At 60.5% G+C, this 3,415-nt stretch carries 2 protein-coding genes; one reads left to right on the top strand and one right to left on the bottom strand.

Going from position 1 to position 3,415, the window contains the following annotated elements; genetic code table 11:
* The coding region (locus tag ACJWXQ_RS04605) for a TonB-dependent receptor plug domain-containing protein (protein WP_406672266.1) at nucleotides 1-2,025 on the bottom strand (2,025 nt) is incomplete at its 3' end.
* Nucleotides 2,026-2,390: 365 nt separating this feature from the next.
* On the opposite strand from ACJWXQ_RS04605, the gene aroE reads away from it, so the two are divergent.
* Nucleotides 2,391-3,203, top strand: coding sequence for a shikimate dehydrogenase (gene aroE, locus ACJWXQ_RS04600; RefSeq protein ID WP_406672265.1), 813 nt, complete (start codon nucleotides 2,391-2,393; stop codon nucleotides 3,201-3,203).
* Nucleotides 3,204-3,415: the final 212 nt, after the last annotated feature.

Genomic DNA, 3,415 nt, shown 5'->3' with positions numbered 1-3,415 from the left:
GAGGGGCTCGAAATCGAACACCGCACCCACGGAGATCTGTTCGGAGGTTTCCGCATCCAGATCGGGGTTGGCCGCAATGAAGGTCTCATGCTGCTGATCCGTCTCCTGCACACAGCCAGCCACATCATCCGCGCGACCCGGGTCGTCCAGACAGCCCTCGATATCCACCGCGAAAGCAAAGGACTGGGCCGGAGCCTGGAAGAGTTGATCCAGCGTCGGCGCACGGAAGCCCTCACTGTAGGAACCACGCACCAGGAACCAGGGCTGGGGCTGCCAACGAATGCCGGCCTTGGCGGAAAGATTGTCGCCAAAGTCACTGTAATCATCCCGGCGCAGGGCGAAGTCCAGCTCCACGTCTTCGTGGAGAGGCATCACGGTTTCAGCAAACAGCGCCCAGACATCGCGACTGCCACCGGAGGAGCCACCGGCAGTGCCAAGGATGTTGCCTGCTTCGGCTTGCGCCTGGGTTTCATCGTTGTAGCGTTGCTCGAAGTACTCACCCCCGACGAAGAAACTCATGGGGCCGGCCGCCAACATGGGCCCGTCAAACTGGCCGCCGAAGTCGAAGCGGTCGTACTTGGCCTGGATCTGGCGACTGGCATTTTCGCGCATGCCCGCCACGAGGTGCTCGAATTGGTCCTGGTCGGGGTGACGCGGGTCCCAGCCCTGTTCAGCCGCTTCGTTCAAACCGAGCACATTGACGTATCCAACACCCCAGTCCATGGCGTCATAGACGTTGTGTTGATAGCCCACTTCCCAATCGAAGCCACCCAGAAACTCGGGCATGAAGCCTTCGAAACCAAACTGGAGGTCGGTGACATAGTTGCTCTGGGTAGTGTCACGACCAGGACCGGTGTTGTCGAAGCGATAACCGATCACATCGCCCGGATTGATTTCCTTGAGGGTGACGTCCTGCCCATCGTGAGTAATGGTTTCCTCGTCCAGGGTGTCTCCCGCCCAGACAAACTGGCCCGCGGCCGGGGCATAGCGGCCGAAGCTTTCCACCGTGGTATGCATGCCCCGTGCCCAGAAGCTGACGTCCGGCGTGATTTCATAGTTGGCATCCATGAACACGGAGGTGCGGTCCAGGGAAGCCGTCTCTGCGGCAATCTGGGTATGGTCATAGGCACATATCGGATTACCCGCGCGGACGAAGGCGGGGTTCTGGAAACCGTCACCATAAACCGCACAGTCGTCTTCACCGGGGCCAACCTCGATCATTGACTCATAACCGTTGCCGCGGTCCACGTTCCGCGCGAAGTGGCTGAAGCCAAAGGTGTCTTCAAAGCCGAATTGTCCCTCGGGGTTCATGTCGCGAGAAGACAGCCAGAATCGGTCGCGCGCAAACAGGATTTCCCGGCTGTCCTTTTCGAGCGAGAAGGTGACATTGCCACGATCACCGGCAATCCCGCCGACAATGGTGGCCTGCTGCTCCTTGCCGCCGTCGCCATCCCGTTCGGGATAGGTATCACGCAAGGTGATTTCGGCACCTTCAAAGTCATCCCGGAGAATCACGTTAACCACACCGCCAATGGCATCGGAACCGTAGACGGCGGAAGCACCGTCGGAGAGCACTTCAATCCGCTCCACTGCGGCAAAGGGAATGGTATTCAGATTTTGGCTCGCGGCATTGATGACCGGGGAGCCGGGCACGCGACGACCATTGAGCAGTACCAGGGTGCGGTTGGCACCGATACCACGAAGACTCAGAGTGGCCTGAGACTGGGACGTGTTACCCGAGGTCTCGCGAAACGAGCCAAAGGAATTGAAACTGAGATTGCGAACCACATCAGCCACGGTCTGGAAGTTGGTGGCCTCCATGTCCTCGCGGTCAATGGTCATCATCGGCGTTGCGCCTTCGACCTGTGTACGTGTGATTCGCGAACCGGTGACCTGGACGCGGTCCAGCTCACGCATACCTTCTTCTTCCTCCTGTGCCACGGCGACCGGCGCTGTCAACGATGCGGTCACCCCCATGGCCAGGGCCGCCTGGACGGCCCGCTTGAGGCTGAATGGATGGGTCATGGTCCACCTCCTTCTCGGTTGTCAGGTAATTCCAGGGCTGTCATTGTCGGTATCGCCGGGCATCCTCGCCCGCTCGCGGCCTGCCCTGAAGACCCGCATCCCGCAGGTTGAGAGGCCCATCCAAGACCTCTCCGGAGCTGCGCTCCCAGGCCGCTTGCACGCATGGCGATCCCGCTAAACGCTTCCAAGCGAACCGCACCGTACCAAATACGACAGTGCTCGTAAATACGACCGGCTCCGTAGAATTGCCTTGCAAAATGGCCCGGCTTGCTGCTCCCAGACCGATCGGTCGGTGTTGTCCCAGAGCAACGCGCAGGGGGGTTGGATGGCTGCCACAGAGCGGCCCGGGGGGCTAGAATGGGCGCATGAATCAATCCAGCGCCCGATATGCCGTGTTCGGCCACCCGATTGGCCATAGCCGTTCGCCGGAGATCCATCATCATTTCGCCGAGACCACCGGGCGAACGATCCACTATGAGCGGATCGATCCGGGCGTGGATGGCTTTGAATCTGCGGTATCCGACTTCTTTCAATCCGGCGCCCAGGGGGCCAATGTGACCCTGCCCTTCAAGGAGCGGGCCTTTCATATGGCCGAGGCGCTGAGCGACAGGGCCAGACTGGCGCGTTCAGTCAACACACTGGCGGTCGGTCGTGATGGCCGGCTGATCGGCGACAATACCGACGGTGTCGGTCTCGTCCGGGACCTGACCGCCAATCTGGGCTTTTCGCTGGAAGGCAAACGGCTGCTGTTGATTGGCGCAGGCGGGGCGGCACGCGGCGTTCTGGGTCCGCTGCTGGAAAGCGGTGTGGAGGCGCTGTATGTCGCTAACCGGACTCGGGAGCGGGCCCAACAGCTTGCTCAGGACTTCCGGGACACTGGGCCGGTCAGTGGCGGCGGTCTCGATGATCTGCCAAATCAGCTTTTCGATCTTATCCTGAATGCCACTGCGGCAAGCCTCAGTGGCGACAATGTGGACCTGCCCCATCGTCTTTTCGCACCCCACTGTCTTTGCTACGACATGAGCTACGCCACCGAACTCAGCCCCTTTCTACAACAGGGCATCAGACATGGCGCCCATGTGGCGGATGGCTGGGGCATGCTGGTGGAACAGGCCGCAGAGTCGTTTCAGATCTGGCATGGGATTCGGCCGGATACTGCAGATCTCCTGGAATGGTGAGATGGCTCATCACGGGCTGGCCTGGGGTTGCCCCTCGACCCAGGGGCAAAGATGGCGGGGCGTGCCGGGTGAGGGATTGTAATCGCGGCTAAAGCCTCTCCCACGGTGCCGGGGAGAGGCACCGGTTTTTGCTCCTTGCCCCTCTCATAGATAACTATCTTTGAGACGGACATAGTGTTCGGCGGAGTATTTTAGCTGTTCAAGCTCCCGCT

Source organism: Natronospira sp. (assembly GCF_007134575.1).
GTDB lineage: Bacteria > Pseudomonadota > Gammaproteobacteria > Natronospirales > Natronospiraceae > Natronospira > Natronospira elongata.
The sequence above is the reverse complement of the archived record's forward strand: the minus strand, read 5'-3'. Positions and strand labels throughout refer to the sequence as shown.

Bases quoted from the DNA above. Each gene is read 5' to 3' on its own strand.
- aroE (WP_406672265.1), top strand. From the start codon at position 2,391: ATGAATCAATCCAGCGCCCGATATGCCGTGTTCGGCCACCCGATTGGC.